General features: G+C 71.1%; 16 protein-coding genes. 3 read left to right on the top strand and 13 right to left on the bottom strand.

Annotated elements, in window-relative coordinates; all coding sequences use genetic code 11:
• Positions 1 to 3: 3 nt before the first annotated feature.
• From NZH93_RS18690 to NZH93_RS18660, 7 genes are all read right to left on the bottom strand, one after another.
• Complete coding sequence (locus NZH93_RS18690) at positions 4 to 663, bottom strand: SRPBCC family protein (protein ID WP_259624395.1); 660 nt, start codon at positions 661 to 663, stop codon at positions 4 to 6.
• On the bottom strand, positions 660 to 1,514 hold the full coding sequence (locus NZH93_RS18685) for an FAD binding domain-containing protein (RefSeq protein ID WP_259624394.1): 855 nt from the start codon (positions 1,512 to 1,514) through the stop codon (positions 660 to 662). Before NZH93_RS18685 ends, NZH93_RS18690 begins: the two co-directional genes overlap by 4 nt.
• On the bottom strand, positions 1,511 to 3,946 hold the full coding sequence (locus NZH93_RS18680; RefSeq protein ID WP_259624393.1) for a xanthine dehydrogenase family protein molybdopterin-binding subunit: 2,436 nt from the start codon (positions 3,944 to 3,946) through the stop codon (positions 1,511 to 1,513). Before NZH93_RS18680 ends, NZH93_RS18685 begins: the two co-directional genes overlap by 4 nt.
• Positions 3,943 to 4,476 (bottom strand): (2Fe-2S)-binding protein, encoded by a 534-nt coding sequence (locus NZH93_RS18675; protein ID WP_259624392.1) that lies wholly within the window; start codon positions 4,474 to 4,476, stop codon positions 3,943 to 3,945. Before NZH93_RS18675 ends, NZH93_RS18680 begins: the two co-directional genes overlap by 4 nt.
• A gap of 52 nt (positions 4,477 to 4,528) precedes the next feature.
• Complete coding sequence (locus tag NZH93_RS18670) at positions 4,529 to 5,641, bottom strand: XdhC family protein (RefSeq protein WP_259624391.1); 1,113 nt, start codon at positions 5,639 to 5,641, stop codon at positions 4,529 to 4,531.
• Positions 5,634 to 6,710, bottom strand: coding sequence for a vWA domain-containing protein (locus NZH93_RS18665; RefSeq protein WP_259624390.1), 1,077 nt, complete (start codon positions 6,708 to 6,710; stop codon positions 5,634 to 5,636). Before NZH93_RS18665 ends, NZH93_RS18670 begins: the two co-directional genes overlap by 8 nt.
• A 102-nt stretch (positions 6,711 to 6,812) precedes the next feature.
• Positions 6,813 to 7,670 carry an AAA family ATPase gene (locus tag NZH93_RS18660; RefSeq protein ID WP_259624389.1) on the bottom strand — a complete coding sequence of 286 codons (858 nt, stop codon included), beginning with the start codon at positions 7,668 to 7,670 and terminating at the stop codon, positions 6,813 to 6,815.
• A gap of 91 nt (positions 7,671 to 7,761) precedes the next feature.
• On the opposite strand from NZH93_RS18660, the gene NZH93_RS18655 reads away from it, so the two are divergent.
• A complete protein-coding gene (locus NZH93_RS18655) occupies positions 7,762 to 8,025 on the top strand; it encodes a PspC domain-containing protein (RefSeq protein ID WP_259624388.1) in 264 nt (87 codons plus the stop codon).
• Here NZH93_RS18655 and NZH93_RS18650 read toward each other — a convergent pair whose 3' ends face one another.
• The 5 genes from NZH93_RS18650 to NZH93_RS18630 all read right to left on the bottom strand — a co-directional run bounded on the left by NZH93_RS18650 (position 8,026) and on the right by NZH93_RS18630 (position 13,189).
• Positions 8,026 to 9,414: a beta-N-acetylhexosaminidase gene (locus tag NZH93_RS18650; RefSeq protein WP_372506689.1), complete on the bottom strand. Its 1,389-nt coding sequence runs from the start codon at positions 9,412 to 9,414 to the stop codon at positions 8,026 to 8,028. It lies immediately after the preceding gene.
• A complete protein-coding gene (locus NZH93_RS18645) occupies positions 9,411 to 10,253 on the bottom strand; it encodes a carbohydrate ABC transporter permease (protein ID WP_259624387.1) in 843 nt (280 codons plus the stop codon). Before NZH93_RS18645 ends, NZH93_RS18650 begins: the two co-directional genes overlap by 4 nt.
• The gene (locus tag NZH93_RS18640) at positions 10,250 to 11,131 is read right to left on the bottom strand and encodes a carbohydrate ABC transporter permease (RefSeq protein ID WP_259624599.1); all 882 of its coding nucleotides are present in this window, start codon (positions 11,129 to 11,131) and stop codon (positions 10,250 to 10,252) included. Before NZH93_RS18640 ends, NZH93_RS18645 begins: the two co-directional genes overlap by 4 nt.
• Before the next feature lie 8 nt (positions 11,132 to 11,139).
• On the bottom strand, positions 11,140 to 12,423 hold the full coding sequence (locus NZH93_RS18635) for an extracellular solute-binding protein (RefSeq protein ID WP_259624386.1): 1,284 nt from the start codon (positions 12,421 to 12,423) through the stop codon (positions 11,140 to 11,142).
• A 106-nt stretch (positions 12,424 to 12,529) separates the two neighbouring features.
• Complete coding sequence (locus tag NZH93_RS18630) at positions 12,530 to 13,189, bottom strand: copper homeostasis protein CutC (protein ID WP_259624385.1); 660 nt, start codon at positions 13,187 to 13,189, stop codon at positions 12,530 to 12,532.
• 513 nt (positions 13,190 to 13,702) lie between these two features.
• Here NZH93_RS18630 and NZH93_RS18625 point away from each other — a divergent pair.
• Together NZH93_RS18625 and NZH93_RS18620 are read left to right on the top strand one after the other, a co-directional pair.
• Complete coding sequence (locus NZH93_RS18625; RefSeq protein WP_259624384.1) at positions 13,703 to 14,308, top strand: RNA polymerase sigma factor; 606 nt, start codon at positions 13,703 to 13,705, stop codon at positions 14,306 to 14,308.
• Positions 14,305 to 14,790, top strand: a complete 486-nt coding sequence (locus NZH93_RS18620) for a carboxypeptidase regulatory-like domain-containing protein (protein ID WP_259624383.1) — start codon at positions 14,305 to 14,307, stop codon at positions 14,788 to 14,790. Before NZH93_RS18625 ends, NZH93_RS18620 begins: the two co-directional genes overlap by 4 nt.
• Positions 14,791 to 15,248: 458 nt before the next feature.
• On the opposite strand, the gene groL is transcribed toward NZH93_RS18620, so the two are convergent.
• Positions 15,249 to 16,868: a chaperonin GroEL gene (groL, locus tag NZH93_RS18615; protein WP_259624382.1), complete on the bottom strand. Its 1,620-nt coding sequence runs from the start codon at positions 16,866 to 16,868 to the stop codon at positions 15,249 to 15,251.
• Positions 16,869 to 16,884 lie beyond the last annotated feature (16 nt).

The raw sequence follows: 16,884 nt of genomic DNA, 5'->3' as shown, positions 1-16,884 counted from the left end.
GCTTCAGCGGTGCCGCCGCAGGCGCGAGATCACCAGGACGAGCACGACGAGGCCGAGCGCCAGCGGGAGGGCCCGCTTGAGCACGGGCACGCCCGCGGTGCCGAGCAGGTCGATCGCCTCTGCTTCCTCGGCCTGGTCCGGAACGGCTCTGAGGTGCTGCTGGGTCACGTCGATCCCCTCGGGGGCGTCGTCGGTGTCGGTGTCGTCCCCGCCAGCCTCCTCCGATCCGAGCCTACTCGCCAGGCAAGTCGCGAACTGGTCGATGATCTTGCCGCCGACCTCGGCGATCAGGCCCCTGCCGAACTGCGCGGGCCTGCCGGTGATGCTGAGGTCGGTCACGACGTCCGCCCGCGTGCCGCCATCGGCCTCGGTCAGCACCGCCGTGACGGTGGCCGACGCCGTGCCGTTGCCCCGGACGTCCTTGCCGGACGCCTTGATCACGGCCGTGCGCGTCTTCTCGTCGGTCTCCAGGAACTCGCCCGATCCCTTGTACATCAACGTGATCGGGCCGAGCTTCACCTTCACGGTGCCGGTGAACCGCGGCCCGTCGACCTCGGTCAGGGTGGCGCCGGGCATGCACGGCGCCACCCTCTCCGGGTCCAGGAGCGCGGCCCACACGGTCTCGACCGGGGCCGGGACCGTGAACTCGTGCTCCAGCCTCATGCGCCCACCGCTGCGGTGATGGCCCGCCCGGTCAGCACCCGCGCGAGGTGCGAGCGGAACTCGGCGTCGGCGTTGCCGTCCGTCGTCGGGTTCGTGCCCTCCGCCGCGCGGGCGGCGGCGGCGTTGATCGACTCGGCGGTGGCGGGCTGCCCGACCAGGGCCTCCTCCACGCCGTGCGCGCGCACCGGGGTCGGCCCCATGTTGGTGAGCGCCACCCTCGCCTCGGCGATGGTCCCGTCGGACACCCGGACCGCCGCGGCCACGGCCACGATGGACCACGCCTGCGCGACCCGGTTGAACTTCTCGTAGTGCGCGCTCCACCCGGTCAGCTTCGGCACGCGGATGTCGACGAGGACGTCGTTCGGCTCCAGCACGGTGGTGAAGTAGTCGACGAAGAACTCCGCCGCGGGCACCTCCCGCCGTCCACCCGGCCCGACGATGATCATCGTCGCGTCCATCGCCAACGCCGGGGCTGGCAGGTCGCCCGCCGGGTCCGCGTGCGCCAGCGCGCCGCCGAACGTGCCGCGGTGCCGCACCTGCGGGTCCGCGACCTCGTCGGTGGCCAACGCCAGCAGCCGGGCGTGGTCGTGCACCAGGTGGTCGCGCTGGACCTCGTAGTGCGTGGTCATCGCCCCGATGAGCAGCGAGTCGCCGTCGTCCCGGACACCGGTCAGTTCGCTCAGGTTCGACAGGTCCACGACCACGTTCGGCGCGGCCAACCTCATGCGCAGCACCGGGATCAGGCTCTGGCCACCGGCCAGGACCTTGGCGTCCTCACCGGCCTCGGTGAGCGCCCGGACGGCCTCCTCCACGCTGGTCGGCGCCACGTACTCGAACTCCGCGGGGATCACTCCGCACCTCCCTGCGCGTCGATGGAGCCAAGGCCGCCCGCCGCGACCGGTGTCGTCGGCACACCCCGCTCCTTGCCCTCGTGCACCGCTTTCCACACGCGCATCGGCGTGCACGGCATCTCGACGTCGGTCACGCCGAGGTGGCGCACGGCGTCGATGATCGCGTTGACCACGGCCGGGGTCGACGCGATCGTGCCCGCCTCGCCGACCCCCTTCACGCCCAACGGGTTGGAGTCCGCGGGTGTCACCGTGCGGTCGGTGGTGAAGTGCGGCAGGTCCGCCGCCGTCGGCACCAGGTAGTCCGCCAGGGTCGCCGTCGTGAGGGTGCCCGACTCGTCGTGCACGGCCTCCTCGAACAGCGCCTGCGCGATGCCCTGCGCCAGCCCGCCGTGCACCTGGCCCTCGACGATCAGCGGGTTCACCACCTCGCCGATGTCGTCGACGCAGACGTACGAGTGGATCTTCACGGCGCCGGTCTCGGTGTCGACCTCCGTCGCGCACAGGTGCGTGCCGTGCGGGAACGAGAAGTTCGTCGGGTCGAACGTCGACTCGGCGTCCATGCCCGGCTCCATGCCGTCCGGCAGGTTGTGCGCCACGTGCGCCGCGAGCACTACGTCGGTGAGCGCGGTGCTGGTTCCGGTGCCCCGCACGGAGAACTGGCCGTTGGAGAAGTCCACATCGGACTCCGAGCACTCCATCAGGTGCGCGGCCAGCGTGCGGGCCTTGGCGAGCACCTTGTCCGCCGCCAGCACGATCGCCGTGCCGCCGACGGCCAGCGACCGCGACCCGTAGCTGTCCATGCCCTTGTGCGACGACTGCGTGTCGCCGTGCAGCACCTCGACGTCCTCGAACGGCACGCCGAGCCGGTCCGCCACGATCTGGCTCCACGCCGTCTCGTGCCCCTGCCCGTGCGGCGAGGTGCCGGTGATCAGCTCGACCTTCCCGGTGGGCAGCATCCGGATCGCCGCGTGCTCCCAGCCGCCCGCGCCGTAGCGCAGCGAGCCGAGCACCCGCGACGGCGCAAGGCCGCACATCTCGGTGAACGTCGAGATCCCGATGCCCAGTTGGACCGGGTCACCGCTCTCCCGCCGCCTGGCCTGCTCCCGCCGCAGCTCCTCGTACCCGAACAGCTCCATGGCCCGGTCGGTCGCGGCCTCGTAGTTGCCGGAGTCGTAGGTGAGCCCGCAGACGGTGGTGAACGGGAACTCCTCGTGCTTGATCCAGTTCTTGCGGCGCAGCTCCATCGGCTCCACGCCGAGCTCGGCGGCCAGCTCGTCCATCATCCGCTCGATCGCGAACGTGGCCTCCGGCCTGCCCGCGCCGCGGTACGCGTCCGTCGGCACCTTGTTCGTGAACACGTTGACGCAGGTGAACCGGTACGCCGGGAACTTGTAGATGGCGTTGAACATGAACGCGCCGAGGATCGGCACGCCCGGCGTGACCAGCCGCAGGTACGCGCCCATGTCGGCGAGCAGGTCGACCTTCAGGCCGGTGACCGTGCCGTCGCGGCGCGCGGTGATCGTCAGCTCCTGCACCTGGTCGCGGCCGTGGTGGGCGGACAGCATCGACTCGGTGCGCGACTCCGTCCACTTCACCGGTTTGCCGAGGCGGCGCGCGACCAGCAGGGTCAGCACCTCCTCCGGCGTGACCTGGAGCTTGCCGCCGAACCCGCCGCCCACGTCCGGGGCGATGACCCGCACCTTGTGCTCGGGGATGCCGAGCACGGCGGCCAGCATCCACCGCAGGATGTGCGGGACCTGCGTCGCCGACCACATGGTGATCGACCCACCGCCGGGGTCGACCACGACGGACCGGGGTTCCATGAACGCCGGGATCAGCCGCTGCTGGCGGAACGTCCTGGTGACCGTCACCTCCGCGTCGGCGATGGCCTGGTCGACGTCGGAGCCCGTCCCCGCCTCGGCGGAGTCGAACACCCAGGTCGCGCTCTTGTTCGTGCCGAGGTCCGGGTGCACGAGGTCCGCGCCGTCGGCGAGGGCGGCCTTCATGTCCAGCACGACCGGCAGCTCGTCGTACTCGACGTCGATCGCGGCCAGCGCGTCGTGCGCCTCGTAGTCGCTGCGGGCGATCACGACGGCGACGCCCTCGCCCGCGAAGTTGACCTCGCCCACGGCCAGCGACGGGGCCGGTGGGGCGAGCATGTCCTCGGTGATCGGCCACGCGCACGGCAGGCTGCCCTGCTCCTCGGCCACGTCCTCGCCGGTCAGCACCAGCAGCACGCCGGGCATGGCCGCGGCGGCGGTCACGTCGACGCTGGTGATCCTCGCGTGCGCCATGGGGCTGCGGAGCACCGCCATGTGCAGCATCCCGGCCATCTGGATGTTGTCGGTCCACCGGGTGTCGCCGGTGATCAGCCGCGCGTCCTCCTTGCGCAGCCGCGCCTTACCGATCTCCGGTTCGACTGTCGCGGTCATTCCCCGCCTCCGGCGTGCGAAGGCGACCGGGTCTCCTCGGTGACCTGCTCGGCTTCCGGGCCCGCGCCGGGACGCATGTGGTGGGCCGCGTCCCGCACGGCCTTCACGATGTTCTGGTAGCCGGTGCACCGGCAGAGGTTGCCCTCCAGTCCCTTGCGGACGGTCTCCTCGTCCGGGTCGGGGTGGTCGGCGATCAGGTCGAGCGACTGCATGATCATTCCTGGCGTGCAGAACCCGCACTGGAGCGCGTGGTTCTCGTGGAACGCCCGCTGCACGGGGTGCAGCTTCCCGTCCCGCGCCAGACCCTCGATCGTGGTGACCTCGTGGCGGTCCGCCTGCACGGCGAACACGGAGCACGACTTCACGCTGTGGCCGTCGAGGTGGACCGTGCACGCGCCGCAGTTGCTCGTGTCGCAGCCGACGACGGTTCCGGTTTTGCCTAGTCGTTCTCGGAGGTAGTGGACCAGCAGCGTTCGCGGTTCCACATCGTCGGTGTAACCCACGCCGTCGACGTTGACGGTGATGCGCATGAAACCCTCCAGGCCAGTGGTGGGTGACCGGTGTCACATCACCCTAACGCCGCTACCGGTGGATCGCGCCGTCGAGAACCGTCAATCGCTCACCGCGACCGCCCCAACGCAGAGCGATGATCTCGGCCGCGATCGACACCGCCGTCTCCTCCGGCGTGCGCGCGCCCAGGTCCAGCCCGATCGGCGACGCCATCCCGGCCAGCTCGCCCTCCGTCACCCCCGCTTCGCGGAGCCGCCGCAGCCGGTCGTCGTGCGTGCGCCGCGACCCCATCGCGCCGACGTACGCGAGCTTCAGCCGCAGGGCGACCTCCAGCAGCGGCACGTCGAACTTCGGGTCGTGCGTCAGCACCGCGACCACGGTCCGCTCGTCCACCCGCCCGGCGTCGGCCTGCGCCACGAGGTAGCGGTGCGGCCAGTCCACGACGACCTCGTCGGCCTCCGGGAACCGGCTCGCGGTCGCGAACACCGGCCGCGCGTCGCACACCGTGACCCGGTAGCCGAGGAACGAACCGAGCCTGGCCATCGCGGACGCGAAGTCGATCGCGCCGAACACCAGCATCCGCGGCGGCGGCTCGAACGAGTTCACGAACACCGTCATGCCCTCGCCGCGCCGCTGCCCGTCCGGCCCGTGGTGCAGCGACCCGCTGCGGCCGGTCGCCAGCATCCCCCGCGCGTCGTCCACGACCGCGTCCGTCGCCCGCGCCGACCCGAGCGTCCCGGACACCCGGTCCGGCCAGATCACCACCCGGCGGCCCACCCGGTCGGCGTCGGGGTGCTCGATGACCGTCGCGATGGCCACCGGCACCTCAGCCCGCACGGCCTCGTGGATCTCCGCCAGCTCCGGGAACGTCTCGGCGTTGATCGACTCCACGTACACGTCGATGATCCCGCCGCAGGTCAACCCCACCGCGAACGCGTCGTCGTCGCTCACGCCGTAGCGCTGGAGCACCGGCTGGTCCTCGGCGACGACCTGCTGCGCGAGGTCGTACACCGCCCCTTCGACGCAGCCGCCGGACACGCTGCCGGTGACCTCGCCGTCCGGTCCGACCAGCATCGCGGCGCCCGGTGAGCGCGGCGCCGAGCTGAAGGTCGCGACGACCGTCCCGACCCCGACCGTCTCGCCGTCCGCCACGCGGCGGACCAGTTCGTCGAGCACATCACGCACGGTTGATCTCCTTGAGCAGGTGGCGCAGGGTGTCGAGGCTGTGGCCCGCCAGCAGGCGGTCCACGTGCGGCAGGGCCGCGATGATGCCGGACTGGGTCGGGGCGTACCCGGCCTTGCCGACGTGCGGGTTGACCCAGACGACCGCGTGCGCGAGCCGCCGCAGACGTGCGAGCTGCTCACCCAGCAGAGCCGGGTCACCCCGTTCCCAACCGTCGGAGAACACCACGACGACGGCGCGCCTCGCGGCGCCGCGCTGCCCCCACCGGTCCAGGAAAACCTTGATCGTCTCACCGAGACGGGTACCGCCCTCGTAGTCCGGCACGGCGCGGGCCGCGCTCGTCAGGGCGAACTCGGCGTCCCGGTGCCCGAGCTGGCGGCTGACCCTGGTCAGCCGCGTGCCGAGCGTGCACACCTCGGTCGGCATCGCCCGCGCCACCACGTGCGCGAACCGCAGCAGCGCGTCGGCGTACGGCGACATCGACCCGGACACGTCGATCAGCAGCACCACCTTGCGCGGCCGAGTGCCCTTGCGCCGGTACCGCGGCTTCGCGGGCTCTCCCCCGGCCGCCAGCATCGCCCGCAACGTCCGGCTCGCGTCGGGGACGCCGCTCTTCGCCTTCCGGGTCCTGAGCGCCCGCCTCCTCGGCGGAACCGGCTCCAACGCCGCGATCAGCTCCCCCAGGTGCGCCTTCTCCGCGGCCGTGAGCCCGGCGATGTCCTTGTGCCGCAAGACCTCGACGTCACTGGCCGCGGTCGCCAGCCTGCCGGTCCGCCCGTCCTGCTCCGCGCCCCCGTTGAGCGAGGCCAACCGGGTCGCCAACGGCTTCCGCCGCTCGACCCGCCGCGGCTCCACGCCACCGAACCAGGCGTCGAACGCGGCGTCGTAGCGCGGCAGGTCGTCCGGCTCCCCGCACAACGTCAACCGACCCGCCCAGTACAGGTCGTCACGACGACCCGGATCGAGGTGCTCGACCGCCGCGACGTACGCCCGCACCCGATCGGGCCCGCACCCGACGCCCGCCCGACGCAGCGCACGGGCGAACCCGACGTATCCGGTGAGCACCGCCATCCTTCGATTGTGCGCCTCCGGCGGTTGGAGGATCGTCCAGGAATCTCAACTGGGCGCGGGGACGGGGTTGACCAGCGCTCACGTGGGGCGGCCGACCGGTGGTCAGCCCAGTACGCCCGACGCCACCGCGCGGGTCGCGTCCTCGCGGTACTTGAGCACCGCGCCGAGCGTCACGGCGGCCGTCTCGGCGTCCAGTTCGGTCCGGCCCAGTGCCGACAGCGCCCGTGCCCAGTCCAGCGACTCGGCCACGCCCGGCGGCTTGAGCAGGTCCAGTTCGCGCAGCTTCCCGACCGCGACGGCGATCTGCGACGCCAGCCGTTCCGACACGCCCGGCAGGCCGCGGCGGATGATCGCGACCTCGCGGGCCAGGTCGGGGTGGTCGACCCAGTGGTAGAGGCAGCGGCGCTTGAGGGCGTCGTGGACCTCGCGGGTGCGGTTGGAGGTGAGGATGACGATCGGTGGCACGAGGGCGCGGATCTCGCCTAGTTCGGGGATGGTGACGGCGTTGGTGTCGAGCACCTCCAGGAGGAAGGCCTCGAACTCGTCGTCGGCGCGGTCGACCTCGTCGACCAGCAGGACGCACGGGGACTCCTCCAGGGCCCGCAGCAGGGGCCTGGCCAGCAGGAACCGGCGGGTGTAGAGGGACGCTTCGGCGGCGTCCGGGTCCAGGGCGCCGTCGGCGGCGGCTTCCAGGGCGCGCAGGTGCAGCAGTTGCCTGGGGAAGTCCCAGTCGTAGAGGGCCTGCGAGGCGTCGATGCCCTCGTGGCACTGGAGCCTGATCAGCGGCAGCGACATGGCCTGGGCGAGCGCGAGGGCCAGTGACGTCTTGCCGGTGCCCGGCTCGCCCTCGCAGAACAGCGGCCGGTGCATCCGCAGCGCCAGGAACGCGGCCGTCGTCACCCCCGCGTCGGGCAGGTACCCGACCCGGTCCAGCTCGGCGGCGAGCTCATCGGGCGTCATGGCCTGAGGGTAAGGCCAGGGGTCCGGATCCGGGGGACGTCAGGGTCCGCCCCCGATGTTTTCGCAGCTCCGGGGCGGCATCGTTGTCCCCATGACGAACAACGTGCTCAACGAAGCCACCGACAAGGTCAAGAAGTTCCGCCGCAGCCGGGACGAGAAGATGCTGGGCGGCGTGTGCGGCGGTGCCGCGAAGCTGATCGGCGTCGACGCGACCCTGCTGCGCATCGGTCTCGTCGCCGCCACGCTCTTCGGCTTCGGCGCGGGCGCGGTCCTCTACGTCGCCTGCTGGATGCTCGTCCCCGAGGAGGAGCTCAGTACCCCGGACCTCTACCAGGACACCACGCCGACCTTCTGATCACCGTGGGAAACCGGGCACGCCCGGCATCGTCTGCCAGGGGTGGGGACCGGACAGGGGCCGGTACTCCACGCCCAGCGCGTCGAGTCGGGGCAGGTGGTGGGTGGCGAGCCGGTCGAGGAACTCCGCCTCGTCGCGCTCGCCCCCGCTCCACACCACCTCGGCGAACGCGGCCAGCCTCGGGAACGCCGCGTAGTCCAGCCGTCGGACCGAATCCAGGTGCTCGGTCCACAGGTTCGCCTGGGCGCCGATCACCCGACCTGGCTCGTCGCCGGTGAGCGCGAGCGGCACCGGCTCGTACCGGTGGACGTCCTCCAGCGACAGCACCGTCCCGACCGGGATCGGCTCGTCCGGCGAGTCGGACTGGCGGTAGTCCAGGTACACGTGCCGCTCGGGGCACATCACCACGTCGTGGCCACCGCGCACCGCCGCCACACCCGCGTCCTCCCCGCGCCACGACGCCAGCACCGCGCCGTCCGGCAGCGGCCCGACCTCGGCGATCTCGTCCCAGCCGAACGCGCGCCGCCCGTGCGTCGCCAGGTGCTCGGCGATGGCCCGGATGAACCCGCCGTGCGCCTCCGTCGCGCCCGGCACCTCGTCGCCGCCCAGGCCGATCACCTCGCTGGGGAAGACGTCCACCAGCTCGTCGAACACGGTCCGGAAGAAGTCCACTGTGGACTCCTCCAGGTTCAGCACGTTCTCGTTGATCCCCCAGTCGGTCCACACCCCCGGCACCGGGCCGACGCCCAGCTCCGGGTACGCCGCGATGGCCGCCTGGCTGTGACCGGGCACGTCGATCTCCGGCACCACGGTCACGTGCCGCTCGGCCGCGTATGCCACGACCTCGCGCAGGTCGTCCTGCGTGTAGAAGCCGCCGTGCGGCCTGCCGGTCGACAGCTTCGCCCGCCGGTCGCCGTAGCGCGACTCCGGCCGCCACGACCCGACCTCGGTCAGCCTCGGGTACCTCTTCACCTCGAAGCGCCAGCCCTGGTCGTCGGTCAGGTGCAGGTGCAGCACGTTCAGCTTGTGCGCCGCGATCAGGTCGACGTACCGCAGCAGGTCGTGCTTCGGCAGGAAGTGCCGGGCCACGTCGATCATGCAGCCGCGCCACGGGAACCGCGGCCGGTCCTCCACGACGCACACCGGCAGCACCGGCGGCTCGTCGCGGACGCGCGCGGCCCGGAACGCGTCCGGCCCGAGGAGCTGGCGGATCGTCTGCCCCGCGTAGAACGCGCCCGCCGCGTCCGCCGCCTCGACCGACACGCCCTCCGCAGTGATCGCGATCTTGTACGACTCCGCGGGCCCGTCGACGAACGACACGACCGGCTCGACCCGCTCGGTGTGCCCGGTGCCGGGGGTGAACCGGACCGGGCGCGGCAGCAGCGTCACCCCTTCACCGCCCCGGCGAGACCGGACACGAGCCTGCGCTGCACCAGCACGAAGAACACCAGCACCGGAATGGTCATCAGCGTCGAACCTGCCATGATCGCTCCCCAGTCGTTCTGGTCGGGTTTGATGAAGACCTGCAACGCGAGCGGCAGCGTCTGGTTCTCCGCCGCCGAGATGATGAACGTCTTGGCGAACAGGAAGTCGTTCCACGCGTGGATGAACGCCAGCACGCTGGTGGCCACCAGGCCGGGCGCGACCAGCGGGAACAGCACCTGCCACAGGAACCGGAACCGGCTCGCGCCGTCCAACGTCGCCGCCTCCTCCAGCTCCACCGGCACCGCCGCGACGAACCCGCGCAGCATCCAGATCGCGAACGGCATGCTGAACGCCAGGTGCACCAGCACCAGCGACCCGAGGTGGTTCAGCCCGAACGCGGGCACCGTGTCGCCGAGCGACCTCATCATGAAGAACAGCGGCACGGTCAGCGCCTCCACCGGCACCATCTGCACCACCAGCAGCATGATCAGCATCGTCGTGCGGCCGCGGAACCGGAAGCGCGTCAGCGCCGTCGCGGCGAGGAACGACATCAGCAGGCTCAGCACCACCACGACCAGCGCGACGACCAGGCTGTTCACGAAGTACCGGCCGAAGCTCTGCACGGTCAGCGCGCGGGTGAAGTTGTCCAGCGTGGGCGCCAGCGTCCACGGCCGCGGGTCAGCCGAGATCACCTCGTCGGCGGGCTTCAGCGCGGTCAGGACCATCCAGTACAGCGGGAACGCGATCACCGCGGCGATGACGACGGTGACGAGTTCGGCGATCAGCCTGCTGGGGCGTTTCACAGCTCTTCTCCCGACTTCCGCAGCGCCCGCAGGTAGCCGATGGTGATCAGCAGCAGCAGGGCGGTCATGACGACGCCGATGGTGGCGCCGAGGCCGTACTCGGAGGCGGCGAAGGCCTGCTGGTAGGCGTAGACGTTGAGGACGAGGTTGCGGCCCGCGATGCCGCCGCCGCTGGTCATCACGTAGATCTGGGTGAACACCTTGAAGTCCCAGATGATCGACTGGATCGTGACGACGAGGATCAGCGGGCGCAGCAGGGGCAGCATGACGCTGCGCGCGGTGCGGGCGGTGGACGCGCCGTCGAGCGCCGCGGCCTCGATGACCTCCTGCGGGATGGCCTTGATGCCCGCGTAGAGGGTCACCATGACGAACGGGAACGAGCACCAGATCACCTGGGCTGCGACGAGGCCGAAGGCGATCCAGCGGTCGAACGTCCACGAGAAGCCCGTGCTGCCCAGCACCTCGTTGACCAGGCCGAAGTTGGCGTCGAACAGGAACAGCCAGATCGTCGAGCCCGCGACGGCGGGGGTCGCCCACGCGCCGAGCGCCGCGAGGAACAGCAGCATCCGGGCCCAGGGGCGGACCCTGGTGGCCAGGACGGCGAGCGCCGCCCCGACCACCAGGGTGCCGACCACGCAGGTCGCGGCGAAGCCGACGGTCTGCCACAGCACGGTCCAGAACTGCGGGTCCGCCAGCAGCGCCGTGTAGTTGCCGAGCCCGAGGAACTCCAGCGGCGCGCCACCGCTGACCTGCTCCTGGCCGTAGTCGAACAGCGAGATGAGCACCAACTGGTAGATCGGGTAGGCCATCAGGCCGCCGAGGACCAGCAGTGCCGGGGTGAGGTAGGCGAACGCCGTCCTGCCGTCACCCCTGGCCATGCGCTGCGTCACGAGGAGAAGGCCGCGTTCATGGACTCGGCGGCCGTCTTGGTGGCGGTGTCGACGTCCTGGCCCTCGGCCGCGATCTGCTGGAGCATCGTCGGCAGGACGGCCTGGGCGTCGACCTTGGCCCACGCGGGCGTGACCGGCACGAACTTCGTGCCCGCCTCCAGGGTCTTGATGAACGGCTGCTCGAAGGCGTCGTTCTTGGCGACGTCGGCCTGCACGTCGGCGAACGTCGGCAGGTTGCCCATGGCCTGGAACATCTTCTGCTGGTACTGCTTGCCGCCGAGGAGCTGGAGGAACTGGTTCGCGAGGGTCTTGCGCTCGGTCCCCTTCATCACGCCCAGCAGGTTGCCGCCCGCGAACGCGGGGGCGATGGAGCCCTCGGTGTTGCCGGGCAGCGGGACGACCGCGTACTTGCCCGCGGCGGAGCTGGCGTCGACGGACTTGCGGTTGAAGTCGCCGCCGATGACCATCGCGGCCTTGCCCGCGCGGAACGCCTCGACGCTCGCGTCGCCGCCGTTGGCCGCGCACTGCGCCGCCGGGCAGATGTCGTCGGCGATCAGCTCGGTGTACTTCGCGACGCCCTTCTTCGACTCGGCGCTGTCGATCTTCGCCGTGTACTTGGCGCCGTCGACGGCGGCGATGTCACCGCCGTTGGCCCAGACGAAGGGCAGCATGCCGAACGTGTACTTGCCGCCCGCGGAGATGCCCAGCAGGTCGGGCTTGGCGGCGCGGATCCGGCGGGCCAGCGGCGCGATCTCGTCCAGCGTCTTCGGCGGCTGGATCCCCAGCTCGGTGAACACGTCGGTGCGGTAGTAGAGGGCGCGCACGCCGACGTACCAGGGCAGGCCGTAGGTCTTGCCCTCGACCTTGGCGGTGTCGAGCACCGCGGGCAGGAAGTCCTTGCTGTCGGACCAGTCCGACACCTCCTTGGAGATGTCGGCGAACCCGCCGGAGGCGACGTACCCAGCGAGGTCGGTGTTGCCGAACTCGGCGACGTCCGGCGCGCTCTTGGGGTCGCTGAAGGCGGCCTTGAAGCGTTCGGCGCGGGTGGACACCTGGATGTACTGGACGTCCACGGTGACGCCGGAGTGGGCGGCCTGGAACTCGGAGACCGCCTGCTTCACGACCTCCTCCTTGGGGCCGCGGTTCACCTCGTCGAACAGCCACACCCGGAGCTGGCCGGTCTGCTCGTCCCCGCTCGGGGCCGCCGGGCCCGACGACGTCACCGGCGCGCAGCCGGCCAGCACCACGGAACACGCCGCAGCCAACAACACGAACCGCATCTCAGATCCCCTCAGCGAGATTTGTTGCACTATATGCAACGTTCATTTCGCGGTGAGCAACGCGATTCGGCGATGTTAGGAGCGGCGTGTCCGTTTCGGCAAGGGTCTAGACCAGATCCGCCCAGGTGCGAACCACTTCGGCGGACACCGGACCGCTCCAGCCGGACGGCCGGACGGCACCGCCGACGTGGAAGCCGGTGGCGCCCACCGCCTTGAGCGGCGCGACCTGCGCGGCCTGCAAACCACCGCCCACCAACACGAGCACGCCGTCCGCGGCCTGGCGGGCGATCAGCTCGTGCAGCACCGGCAGGCCGTCCGCGACCCCCTTGGGGCTGCCGCTCGCCAGGACGGTGTCGCAGCCCAGCTTCGCGACGACCGACCACGCGGCCAGCGGGTCGGCCGAGTTGTCCAGCGCGCGGTGGAACGTCCACCGGCACCCGTCCAGCTCGGCGAGCACGGCCGTGACGGTGTCCTCGTCGACCTCGCCCTCCGGGGTCAGGAACCCGAGGACGAACTCGCTCGCCCCCAGTTCCCGCAGCTCCGCCGCCGTCCGGCGCAGCCCGTCGACGCTGCCGGGCCCGAAGCCCGTCGCGTCGCGGAGCATGACCCGGACCGGCAGGTCCGTGGCGGCGAGCACGCTCGTGAGCACCGACGGGGGTGGCGTGAGCCCGTCCGATGCCATGTCGGCTACCAGTTCCAACCGGTGCGCTCCACCGGCTTGCGCGGCTTCGGCGTCCGCGGCGTCCAAAACGATGACTTCCAGCATGGTCTGGACCATAGGGCCTCCCGGCCCGCGAACGCCCGACCCGCTCGCGAACGGACCACCCGGCCGGCCGCGCCCATCACCCGCACGGCCGCACCGTCCGGCACCCCGGTGCGCAGCGGGACCACTCCTGCGCGAAGAGTGAGCCAAAAGAATTCCGTATGGGTGTATCTACTCAGACCTACTGCGCTCTTGTGCTGGTGACAGACCTCGTGACATCCGACCTTGGAGGGCAGATGACCGCCAATCCGCCTGGCGACCGGCCCCACGAGCCCGCGGCACCGTCCCCATCGGCGCCCCCGACGCCGATGGGGACCTCCGCACCGAACCACGACGACCCGGTGAAGACCGGCTGACGGAACCACGGGGGAACGGGTGGTGAGTCGGTCGGCTTCGAGGGGTGTCGATCGGGGAGACCGCCGCACGGGAGCGGTCCGCGGCGCTTCGGGGGAGGCGTCGCGGGCCGCTTCGGCGATCATCTGACCAGGTAGACCGGCTACACCGGGAGGTGAGGATGTGGGTGAGCTGCGCACAACGGGCGATCACCCGCCGTGGGAGGGGCTCGCGGGCACGGACAGGCACGCCGCCTGCGTGATCGCCGCTCGCACGGGGAACAGGAGCGCGCTGGACGTGCTCGTCGCCGAACTCACCCCGCTGGTCTGGCACGTGGCCAGAGGGCACGGGCTCGACCGCTCGACGGCCGAGGACGTGGTGCAGACGGTGTGGCTGGCGTTCCTGCGCCACATCGACCGCCTGCACGAACCGCGCGCACTGGTGGGGTGGCTCGTCGTCGCCACCCGCCGGGAGGCGCGGCGCACCTGGACGCCCGCCAAGCGGGAGACCGGCCTCACGGACGAGGTCGCCGACCACCTGGAGAGCACACAGGGGCTGCCTGAGGACGCCGCGCTCGTCGACGACCGGGACATCCGGTTGTGGCGGGCTTTCGGGCGTTTGTCGCAAAGGTGCCAGGAACTGCTGCGGCTCACCGTCCTCGCGGGACGGGCCGAGTACCGCACGGTCGCCGAGGCGCTCGCCATTCCACGCGGCAGCATCGGTCCCACGAGGGGCCGGTGCCTGACGACGCTGCGCACACATCTCGACGCGGAAGGAGGATCGCGGTGAACGACATCGACCCGCGCGATGACCCAAGGGGCTTCGAGGACACCGCCGTCCTCTCGGAGCTGACCCGACTGGTGTACGAGCTCGACCCGCCCCCGGCGGACCTCGTGGAACGCGTCCAGTTCGCCATCGCCCTGGAGGACCTCGACGTCGAGGTCGCCAGGTGGGAGCGGGCGGGATCGCTCACGGGAGTCCGCGGGGGCCAGCCGGGGACCATCACGTTCACGGTGGACAACCTGACGCTGATGGTCAACTTCACGTCCACCGGGGCCAGGCACCGGATCGACGGCTGGCTGGTGCCCGCCGGGGAGCACACGGTGGAGGTCAGGGTGGCCGAGCACGAGTCGACCACCACGAGGGCCGACGACGGAGGCCGCTTCGTGCTGCCCGACGTGCCGACCGGGACCACGCAGATCGTGGTGCACCTGGTCAACGCCCGAGGTGAACGGGGCCGCACCGTGGTGACCCCGACGATCATGTTGTAGCCGCCGCCCCGCTCCGCGCACCGGTGCTGGACCACCCGAACGCGACCCGTTCGGTCCAGGGGGGCCGTGTGCCGCGATGAACGAGCGCTCCTCCACCACGACACGGACGTCACCGCCGCGACGTCCCGTGCTGGTGTCGAGTCCGCCACGGCCCCGCGCGAGCGGGGTTGCCGGGCGATGTCGACGAGCCGCCCGGCCGACGTGGCGCAGCTGGCCGCCCGTCGGTTCCGACAACGCCGACGCGGCCCGCCGTGCCGCCGTCCAAGACCAGCTCCCGCGCCGCGCCCTCACGCAGGCCGCCCGAGGCCTGCCGCTGATGAGGGCCGACTCGCGCGACGACCTCGTTCCAGGGTCCGCGCCCGCCGTTCCTGCGCTTCGGGTCCTGCCGACGTACGAAGGCCCCGAACCGGAACCCGGTTCGGGGCCTTCGAGGTGGAACTGGTGTGGCTAGGACCGGATCAGAAGTCCATGCCGCCGGCGTCGGGCGCGGCCGGGGCCGCGTTCTTCTCCGGCTTGTCGGCCACGACGGCCTCGGTGGTGAGGAACAGGGCCGCGATCGAGGCGGCGTTCTGGAGAGCGGAACGCGTCACCTTGGTCGGGTCCGGCACGCCCGCGGCGAGCAGGTCCTCGTAGACACCGGTCGCGGCGTTGAGGCCGTGGCCGATCGGCAGGCCCTTGACCTTCTCCACGACGACACCGCCCTCGAGGCCGGCGTTCACGGCGATCTGCTTCAGCGGAGCCTCGACGGCCACCTTGACGATGTTGGCGCCAGTGGCCTCGTCGCCGGTGAGCTGGAGGTTCTTGAAGACGGCCTCGGCGGCCTGGAGGAGGGCGACGCCACCACCGGCGACGATGCCCTCTTCGACGGCGGCCTTGGCGTTGCGCACCGCGTCCTCGATGCGGTGCTTGCGCTCCTTGAGCTCGACCTCGGTCGCGGCACCGGCCTTGATGACGGCGACGCCACCGGCCAGCTTCGCGAGGCGCTCCTGGAGCTTCTCGCGGTCGTAGTCCGAGTCCGACTTCTCGATCTCGGCGCGGATCTGGTTGACGCGGCCCTGGATCTGCTCGGCGTCACCCGAACCCTCGACGATGGTCGTCTCGTCCTTGGTCACGACGACCTTGCGGGCGCGGCCCAGCAGCGAGATGTCGGCGGTGTCGAGCTTGAGGCCGACGTCCTCGGTGATGACCTGGCCACCGGTGAGGGTGGCGATGTCCTGGAGGATCGCCTTGCGGCGGTCGCCGAAGCCCGGAGCCTTGACGGCGACGGACTTGAAGGTGCCGCGGATCTTGTTGACGACCAGGGTCGCCAGCGCCTCGCCCTCGACGTCCTCCGAGATGATGAGGAGCGGCTTGCCGCCCTGCATGACCTTCTCCAGCAGCGGGAGCAGGTCCTTCACCGAGGAGATCTTCGAGCCGTAGAGCAGGATGTACGCGTCCTCGAGGACGGCTTCCTGGCGCTCCGGGTCGGTGACGAAGTAGGCCGAGGAGTAGCCCTTGTCGAAGCGCATGCCCTCGGTCAGCTCGAGCTCGAGGCCGAGCGCGTTGCTCTCCTCGACCGTGATGACGCCTTCCTTGCCGACCTTGTCCATCGCCTCGGCGATGAGCTCACCGATCGTCGAGTCACCCGCGGAGATGGACGCCGTGGCGGCGATCTGCTCCTTGGTCTCGATCGTGGTGGCGGTCTTCAGGAGCTGCTCGGTGATGGCCTCGACGGCCTTCTCGATGCCGCGCTTCAGGCCGAGCGGGTTCGCACCGGCGGCCACGTTGCGCAGGCCCTCGCGGACGAGCGCCTGGGCGAGCACGGTGGCGGTGGTGGTGCCGTCGCCCGCGACGTCGTCGGTCTTCTTGGCGACTTCCTTGACGAGCTCGGCCCCGATCTTCTCCCAGGGGTCCTCGAGCTCGATTTCCTTGGCGATCGAGACGCCGTCGTTCGTGATCGTGGGGGCGCCCCACTTCTTCTCGAGAACGACGTTGCGACCCTTCGGGCCGAGCGTCACCTTGACGGCATCCGCGAGGATGTTCATGCCCCGCTCGAGGCCGCGTCGGGCTTCCTCGTCGAACGCGATCATCTTGGCCATTGCGGTGTGTTCCTCC

Origin of the sequence: Umezawaea endophytica (assembly GCF_025061645.1) — a bacterium.
Lineage (GTDB): Bacteria > Actinomycetota > Actinomycetes > Mycobacteriales > Pseudonocardiaceae > Umezawaea > Umezawaea endophytica.
This window is presented reverse-complemented; position numbering and strand designations above follow the sequence as displayed.

What these genes read in the sequence shown, in the direction of transcription:
- NZH93_RS18630 (WP_259624385.1), bottom strand. Translation starts at nt 13,189, where the DNA reads ATGCTGGAAGTCATCGTTTTGGACGCCGCGGACGCCGAAGCCGCGCAA.
- groL (WP_259624382.1), bottom strand. Translation starts at nt 16,868, where the DNA reads ATGGCCAAGATGATCGCGTTCGACGAGGAAGCCCGACGCGGCCTCGAG.
- NZH93_RS18640 (WP_259624599.1), bottom strand. Translation starts at nt 11,131, where the DNA reads ATGGCCAGGGGTGACGGCAGGACGGCGTTCGCCTACCTCACCCCGGCA.
- NZH93_RS18690 (WP_259624395.1), bottom strand. Translation starts at nt 663, where the DNA reads ATGAGGCTGGAGCACGAGTTCACGGTCCCGGCCCCGGTCGAGACCGTG.
- NZH93_RS18680 (WP_259624393.1), bottom strand. Translation starts at nt 3,946, where the DNA reads ATGACCGCGACAGTCGAACCGGAGATCGGTAAGGCGCGGCTGCGCAAG.
- NZH93_RS18660 (WP_259624389.1), bottom strand. Translation starts at nt 7,670, where the DNA reads ATGACGCCCGATGAGCTCGCCGCCGAGCTGGACCGGGTCGGGTACCTG.
- NZH93_RS18635 (WP_259624386.1), bottom strand. Translation starts at nt 12,423, where the DNA reads ATGCGGTTCGTGTTGTTGGCTGCGGCGTGTTCCGTGGTGCTGGCCGGC.
- NZH93_RS18655 (WP_259624388.1), top strand. Translation starts at nt 7,762, where the DNA reads ATGACGAACAACGTGCTCAACGAAGCCACCGACAAGGTCAAGAAGTTC.
- NZH93_RS18675 (WP_259624392.1), bottom strand. Translation starts at nt 4,476, where the DNA reads ATGCGCATCACCGTCAACGTCGACGGCGTGGGTTACACCGACGATGTG.
- NZH93_RS18665 (WP_259624390.1), bottom strand. Translation starts at nt 6,710, where the DNA reads ATGGCGGTGCTCACCGGATACGTCGGGTTCGCCCGTGCGCTGCGTCGG.